The 6,635-nt window shown below is 71.1% G+C and carries 9 protein-coding genes and 1 tRNA gene; 6 read left to right on the top strand and 4 right to left on the bottom strand.

All coding sequences use genetic code 11. The features are described from left to right. Positions 1–111: 111 nt before the first annotated feature. Both KF737_RS09410 and KF737_RS09405 read right to left on the bottom strand, forming a co-directional pair. Positions 112–864, bottom strand: coding sequence for a metallophosphoesterase family protein (locus KF737_RS09410; RefSeq protein ID WP_296453540.1), 753 nt, complete (start codon positions 862–864; stop codon positions 112–114). A 13-nt stretch (positions 865–877) separates the two neighbouring features. Beyond that, positions 878–953 (bottom strand) — tRNA-Ala (locus KF737_RS09405). 109 nt (positions 954–1,062) lie between these two features. Here KF737_RS09405 and KF737_RS09400 point away from each other — a divergent pair. The 5 genes from KF737_RS09400 to KF737_RS09380 all read left to right on the top strand — a co-directional run bounded on the left by KF737_RS09400 (position 1,063) and on the right by KF737_RS09380 (position 3,479). Continuing rightward, positions 1,063–1,368, top strand: coding sequence for a YggT family protein (locus tag KF737_RS09400; protein WP_296453537.1), 306 nt, complete (start codon positions 1,063–1,065; stop codon positions 1,366–1,368). Positions 1,369–1,372: 4 nt separating this feature from the next. After that, entirely contained in the window at positions 1,373–1,648 is a 276-nt protein-coding gene (locus tag KF737_RS09395; protein ID WP_296453533.1) for a DUF167 family protein, read from the top strand. A 216-nt stretch (positions 1,649–1,864) separates the two neighbouring features. Beyond that, positions 1,865–2,218, top strand: a complete 354-nt coding sequence (locus KF737_RS09390; RefSeq protein WP_296453530.1) for a BON domain-containing protein — start codon at positions 1,865–1,867, stop codon at positions 2,216–2,218. A gap of 24 nt (positions 2,219–2,242) precedes the next feature. After that, on the top strand, positions 2,243–2,989 hold the full coding sequence (locus tag KF737_RS09385) for a Sir2 family NAD-dependent protein deacetylase (protein WP_296453526.1): 747 nt from the start codon (positions 2,243–2,245) through the stop codon (positions 2,987–2,989). A 79-nt stretch (positions 2,990–3,068) separates the two neighbouring features. Then, positions 3,069–3,479: a hypothetical protein gene (locus KF737_RS09380; RefSeq protein WP_296453524.1), complete on the top strand. Its 411-nt coding sequence runs from the start codon at positions 3,069–3,071 to the stop codon at positions 3,477–3,479. Between the two features lie 25 nt (positions 3,480–3,504). On the opposite strand, the gene KF737_RS09375 is transcribed toward KF737_RS09380, so the two are convergent. Next, complete coding sequence (locus KF737_RS09375) at positions 3,505–4,329, bottom strand: LytTR family DNA-binding domain-containing protein (RefSeq protein WP_296453521.1); 825 nt, start codon at positions 4,327–4,329, stop codon at positions 3,505–3,507. Positions 4,330–4,342: 13 nt separating this feature from the next. Further along, on the bottom strand, positions 4,343–5,395 hold the full coding sequence (locus KF737_RS09370) for a sensor histidine kinase (RefSeq protein WP_296453518.1): 1,053 nt from the start codon (positions 5,393–5,395) through the stop codon (positions 4,343–4,345). A 298-nt stretch (positions 5,396–5,693) separates the two neighbouring features. On the opposite strand from KF737_RS09370, the gene KF737_RS09365 reads away from it, so the two are divergent. After that, complete coding sequence (locus tag KF737_RS09365) at positions 5,694–6,587, top strand: LysR substrate-binding domain-containing protein (protein WP_296453515.1); 894 nt, start codon at positions 5,694–5,696, stop codon at positions 6,585–6,587. Positions 6,588–6,635 lie beyond the last annotated feature (48 nt).

Genomic DNA, 6,635 nt, shown 5'->3' with positions numbered 1-6,635 from the left:
CAATCGTGGGAGAGCTTCTCTGCGCATCTCCGCGATCTCTGCGGTTCATGAATCGGGCGGACGAGCCGCCCACAAACCATATGCGATGGCCCTCCCCCGCCGGGGGAGCATTCAGACGGCCGCCTGGATGAAGCGCCGGCTCTCACCCTCCAGGCGGACGGCCGTCAGCAGGCCCGTGAAGTAGACGCCGGTGTCGACGTTGATGCGGTTCTTCTTCACCTCGGGGCGGCCGGCCGAGGGCGTGTGGCCGTGGACCACCACCTTGCCGAAATCGTCGTCGCACTCGAGGAAGTCGTAGCGGATCCAGATGAGGTCGCGGTCGGTCTGCGCGTCCAGCGCCACGCCCGGGCGCACGCCCGCGTGGACGAAGAGGTAGTCGCCCACGGTCTTGCACAGCCCGAGCCGCCCCAGGAACGCCCGGTGCGCGTCCGGCAGGGCCGCGGCGAAGCGCGCCTGGGCCTGCCGGCAGGCGGCGGTGTCGCCGGGCTCGGGCGGCACGATCCCGTAGGAGATCATCGTCGTCTCGCCCCAGTTGCTGATCCACGACGGGGCGTAGGCCGGCTCCTCGAGGAACCGCAGCAGCGCGTCCTCGTGGTTGCCCTTCAGCGCCGCCACCTCGAACAGGCCCGAGGCTTCGGCCTCCAGGACGAGGTCGATGGCGCCCCGGCTGTCGGGCCCCCGGTCCACGTAGTCGCCGACGAAGACGAGGAGCGGCCTCTCCGCCGGACGGCTGGCCTCGGCGTCCTCGGCGATGTCGGCCAGCAGCGCCTTCAGCGCGGCGGCGTAGCCGTGGATGTCGCCCACGGCGTAGACCAGCCGTCCGCCCGTGCTGGGCGGCGGGGCTATGGATCGGGTCTCAGACAATTCGGAAGGTTCCTGGTGGAGCCGAGGGGAGTCGAACCCCTGACCTCCTCATTGCGAACGAGGCGCTCTACCAACTGAGCTACGGCCCCAGGAAGGCGCGGAATAAGTCGATTGCGGGCCATCCTGTCAAGCGGCGTCGCTCGCCCGCCCTGCGAAGCGCCGGTTTGTCACGGCCTCAAACATCGCTACATGAGGGCCATGGGCACCTTCATCTACTTCGTCCTGGACGGAATCCTGTTCCTGATGATCGCCGCGATCATCGTGAGCGCGATCCTGTCGTGGCTGGTCGCCTTCAACGTGATCAACCTCAGGAACCAGTTCGTCTACAGCGTGGTCCACTTCCTGGATGCGGTGACGCGGCCGATCCTGCGGCCCTTCCAGCGCATCATCCCGCCGCTCGGCGGGGTCGACATCAGCCCGATCTTCGCGATCCTGATCCTGCAGGGGATCAAGGGCTACCTGCTGCCCTGGCTGTTCCGCTTCCTTCCCCCCGGCCTGGGCTGAGGCGATGCGGCTGACGGTCCGCGTCACGCCCAAGGGCGGGCGCGACGCCGTCGACGGCTGGGCGGCCGACGAGGCCGGGCGCCCGGTCCTGAAGCTCCGGGTGAGCGCCGCCGCGAGCGAGGGCGCCGCCAACGCCGCCGTCGTCGCGCTGATCGCCAAGGCGCTGAAGCTTCCGAAGTCGGCGGTGCGCATCGCCGCCGGAGGGACCTCCCGCGTCAAACGCCTGGAGATCGAGGGCGTCGACGAACATGTGCTGTCGGAGGTGTTCGGCCGGCCCTGAGGGCGGGAACCCTGTTCGCCCAACAAAGGTTATGCAGGCGATCGTCCAACGACCTGCCTATCGGACACGGACGGTCCGGATCGGCCCGGTCCCCACCCCTCGCATCCCCCGACCGCGGCCGGGCCGATCCCCCTCCTGAAGCTTCGAAACCGATATGCGGAACGCCTCGCGTTCCTGCCTGTTCTGTGATTGCGTAGCTTTGCGAGGACCCTTCCCATGAACGATTTCCACGGACCTCACACCGGCAAGGGCCCGAGCACCTGGACCCCCGACGACGCCCGGATCCGCGACGAGGTTTCGGACCGCCTGATGGAGGACCGGCTGATCGACGCCCGCGGCGTCGAGGTTCTGGTCGACGGCGCGGCGGTCACCCTGGTGGGCCACGTGCCCGGCGCCTCGGACGTGGCCCACGCCGAGCTGCTGGCGCGGCGGACCCCGGGCGTCAGCGAAGTCCGCAACCGCCTGACCGTGAGGCCCGGCGAGCGCGCCGTGGACCGCCTGGGCGAACCCAACCCGTACGATCACTACGAAGGTCGCTGGGGGCGCTGGGTGCCGCCGGTCATCACCTGAACCGGGACAAGGGGGCTCCGCGGGATGCCGACACGCGCCGACCTGGGCCGGCTGATCGCCGACGCGCAGCGCATGGTGATCTTCACCGGGGCCGGCATCTCGACCGAGAGCGGCATCCCGGACTTCCGCAGCCCCGGCGGCGTCTGGAGCCGGATGAAGCCCATCTACTTCCAGGACTTCGTGGCCAGCGAGGCGCGTCGGCGCGAGGCCTGGGACCGCGCCTTCAGCGGCCGCGCCGGCTGGACCGGCCGCGAGCCCAACGCCGGCCACCATGCGGTCGCGCGCCTGGTGGCCTCCGGCAAGTGCTCGGTCGTCATCACCCAGAACGTCGACAACCTGCACCAGGCCTCGGGCGTGCCGCCGGAGAAGGTGATCGAGCTGCACGGCAACGCCAGCTACGCCACCTGCCTCGAATGCGGGGAACGGCACGAACTGGACGACCTGAAGGCGCTCTACCAGGCCACCGGCGACCTGCCCGCCTGCCGCGCCTGCGGCGGCATCGTGAAGACCGCCACCATCTCGTTCGGCCAGGCCATGCCGGCCGGGCCCATGGCGCGGTCCGAGGCGGCGACGCTGGCCTGCGACCTCTTCCTGGTGCTGGGGTCGTCGCTGGTCGTCTATCCGGCGGCCGGCTTCCCGGTGCTGGCGAAGAAGAACGGCGCGGCGCTCGCCATCGTCAATCGCGAGGCCACCGAGCTCGACCCCTACGCCGACCTCGTGCTGCACGACGAGATCGGGCCGGCGATGACGGAGGCGGCGCCGGCCAACTAGTTGCGGCCCGGAACGATTTCGTCACACCGTCGCCCTGTTTTCTGGGCTATGCGCTCGCCCGCATCTCCGGGAGCGCTACGTGATCCGAACTGTCGCCCTTGCGGGCCTGTCCCTCGTCATCCTCACCGCCTGCGGCAAGGGCGCCGACTCCGGCGCCAAGGCCGAGGACCCCAACGTCGCGCTGCGGCCGCTGATCGCCCGGTGGAGCAAGGACCTCGAGGCCACCCATCCCGCCTGCGGCGTGAAGGTCGAGGGCAAGGGCTGCCAGGACTTCCAGGTGACCTGCAAGGCGATCCACGAAGTCTCGCCGGACGACGCCAAGAAGGGGATCACCGATCAGGTGGTGGCCGCGATGACCTTCGCCGCCCGCAACCCCGACGGTTCGACCGGCAAGTCGGGCTCGGCGTTCGCGCTGTTCTCGAAGACCGGCGACACCTGGAGCCAGGGGGGCTCCGACCCGGTCAACCTGCAGACCTGCGCGCCGGTCTGACCTCTCCCGGCTTTCGCGCGGGAGGTCAGGGGCGCGACCCCACGATCTTGCGCACCTGCGCCGCCTGGCGCCGCGCGACCGGCACCTCGGCGCCGGATTGCAGCACCACGGCCGAGGGCCCGCCCGGCCGGCGCGCGAGGCGCACGATGCGGTCGCGCCGCACCAGCGCGCCGCGATGCACGCGCAGGAAGTCGGCCGGGTCCAGCTCGGCCTGCAGCTTGCGGATGGCCTTCCTGACCAGGAAGCTGCGGCCGCGGCTGTGGATCCGCACGTAGTCGCGCTCGGCCTCGACCCAGTCGATCAGGTTCACCGGCAGGCGCAGGCGGTCGCCGCGGTCCGGCACCCAGATCTCCTCGGCGAAGCCGCTGGGCGCCGCGGGCTCGGCCTCCGCGGCGCGCAGCGCGGCCACGACCTCCTCCAGCTCGGCGATCCGCGAACGGGCCGCCCGCGACTGCAACGTCTTGCGCGCCCGCTCCAGCGCCGCGTGCAACCGGTCGAACTCGACGGGCTTCAGCAGGTAGTCGACGGCGGCCAGCTCGAAGGCGTCGGTGGCGAACCGCGAGAAGGCGGTGACGAAGATGAAGACCGGCGCCCGGTCGGGATCGGTGGCGCGCGCCAGGTCCAGGCCCGAGAGGCCCGGCATCCGGATGTCGAGCAGGACCACGTCGATCCCGCCCTTGGCGATCAGGGCCAGCGCCTCCTCGCCGTTGCCGGCCTGTCCCACCACCTCGGCGTCCGGCGCCTTCTCGATGGCCAGTCGCAGGCGGCGCAGCGCCGGCGGCTCGTCGTCGACCAGCGCGACCCGGAGCGGTGCGACGGCCGGGTCCCCGCTGACGCCGCCCGGGATCATGCCGCCGTCTCCATCATGCCCTCTCCAGGGGAATTTCGACCGAGGCGAGGAAGCCGTGCGGCTGCATCGGGCCGCAGGTGAGGTCGGCGGCCTTGCCGTAGATCAGCTCCAGCCGGCGCCGCACGTTCTCGAGGCCCAGCCCCAGCTTGGCCGTCGACTGCAGGCCCGCGCCGTTCGCGCCGTCGTCGGCGACGGTGAGCCTCAGGCGGCCCTCCGCCGCCTCGGCCCTGATCTCGATGGTGACCGGCGCATTCGAGCGCGCGACGCCGTACTTCACGGCGTTCTCGACCAGCGGCTGCAGGATGAGGCTGGGGGCCAGCGCGTCGCGCAACTCGGCCGGGATGCTCTCGACGTAGTTGAGCCGGTCCTCGAACCGCGCCTGCTCGATCAGCAGGTACTGGCGCTGGGCCTCGATCTCGTCGGCGAGCGGCGCCTTGTCGGGCAGCTCCTTCTCCAGCGTATGGCGCAGGAACGACGACAGCGACAGCACCACCCGCTCGGCCCGCTCGTTCTCCCTGGCCAGGATCAGCGAGGAGAGCGCGTTCAGGGTGTTGAACAGGAAGTGCGGGTTGATCTGGTAGCGCAGCATCCGGTTCTGCGCGTCCATGGCCAGCGCCTGGGCGGCCACCAGCCGGAGGTTCTTCTCCTTCAGCTCCTCCTCGTAGCGGATGGCGAAGTAGAGCGCGCACCAGGCGATGAAGGTCCAGAAGAACATCGAGGCCGTGAACGCCAGCGAGATCGGCGACAGCGGCTCGACCTTCCAGAGCGGCGCGACCAGGTAGAAGACCACGTAGTTCAGGTACGAATAGGTGAAGCCGCCGATCCCCGAGAGCAGCACCGCCACGACGAGCCGCCGCCAGATGGGCTGTTCCGCCAGCGCCGACAGGATCTTCCCCACCAGCAGGCAGGCCAGGAAGCCGAAGATCGCCATGCCGAGGCGCCGCCAGGCCATGGCGCCGGCATGCGGCATCGGATCGGCCGCCACCCGCGCGGTCACGATGACGTAGGTCAGCGTCCAGAGGACGAAGTTCGCGACTAGGTAGTTGTTGAGCCGCGGCAGCCGCATCGCCCCTCCCACGGCCGGCATTGTGACGCCTCGCGCGAGGTCACCAAGTCCGCTTGTCGACGCACCCGCGCCGTTCACCGCAAAACCGCGCCTCCAGGAGGCCTCACGCCGCGACGAGCGGCCGGACCAGCGCGGGTGGCGGTCGGATACCGCTGGTCGCCGGGACCCGCCCGTCCGCCGCAAATTCAGCCGCTTACAGCGTCAGGGCATGCCCTTCGCCGCAACACCCGATGCCGCCCAGGTCATCGCTGGCATGTTGATGTCCTGTGAGTCGCCGTCCTTGGGGGAGGATCGAAACGTGCCCGTGCGACCGCCGAGTTTGAGGGCCATCGCCGCCTTCGAGGCCGCCGCGAGGCATGAGAGCTTCACCAAGGCGGCCGACGAGCTGAACCTCACCCAGAGCGCCATCAGCCACGCGATCCGTTCGCTGGAGCTGCGCCTGGGCGTCGACCTTTTCGACCGCTTCGGACGCACCGTGGTGCTGACCGAGTCCGGCCGCGCGTTCGTGAGCCGCCTACGGCTGTCGCTGAACCTCATCTCGGAAGCCTTCGAGGCGCCCGCGCGCCCGGGCCGCGCTCGCCTAGTGGTGGCCGCCACCGCCGGCATCGCCGAGCGGATCCTCGCCAACCGGCTGCCCGCGTATCTGGCCGGCAACCCCGACCGCGAGATCGAACTGCGCACGGTCACGGGCGCGGCCGAGGTCAGCGCCGGCGAAGCCGACGTCGCGGTGCTCTATGGCGCGGGCGCCTGCGCGGGCCTCACCCAGCGCCGGCTCGCGGGCGAGGCGCTGTTCCCCGTCGCGGCGCCGGCGGCCGACCTGCCGCGGCGCCCCGAAGACCTGGTGCGCGCGGCGCTGATCCACCAGCCCGAACACCCCTGGCGCCTGTGGCTGGAGCAGGTGGGCCTCTCCGCCCTGCCGACGCCCGCGACGCTCACCGCCGACAGCCCGCTGGCGGCGCTCGAGCTGGCGCGCAACGGCGCCGGCGTCTGCCTGGCCCGCGGCCTGCTGGTGCGCGACGACCTGGGCGCCGGCCGCCTCGTGCGCCTGTTCGACGCCGAGGCGAGCCTGCGCGAGGACTACACCGCGGTCTGGAACCCGGCCTCGCCGCGCGCCGACCTGATCCGGCCCTTCGTCGACTGGCTGGCCGCCGCGCTCGACCCCGGCCCCGCCCCGGTGCTGCACGCCGCTTAGAGCGCGTTCCGGAAACCGGTTCCCACGTTTCGCAACACGCTCCAGACC

Origin of the sequence: Phenylobacterium sp., assembly GCF_019636135.1 — a bacterium.
In the GTDB taxonomy this organism is placed as follows: Bacteria; Pseudomonadota; Alphaproteobacteria; order Caulobacterales; family Caulobacteraceae; genus Phenylobacterium.
This window is presented reverse-complemented; position numbering and strand designations above follow the sequence as displayed.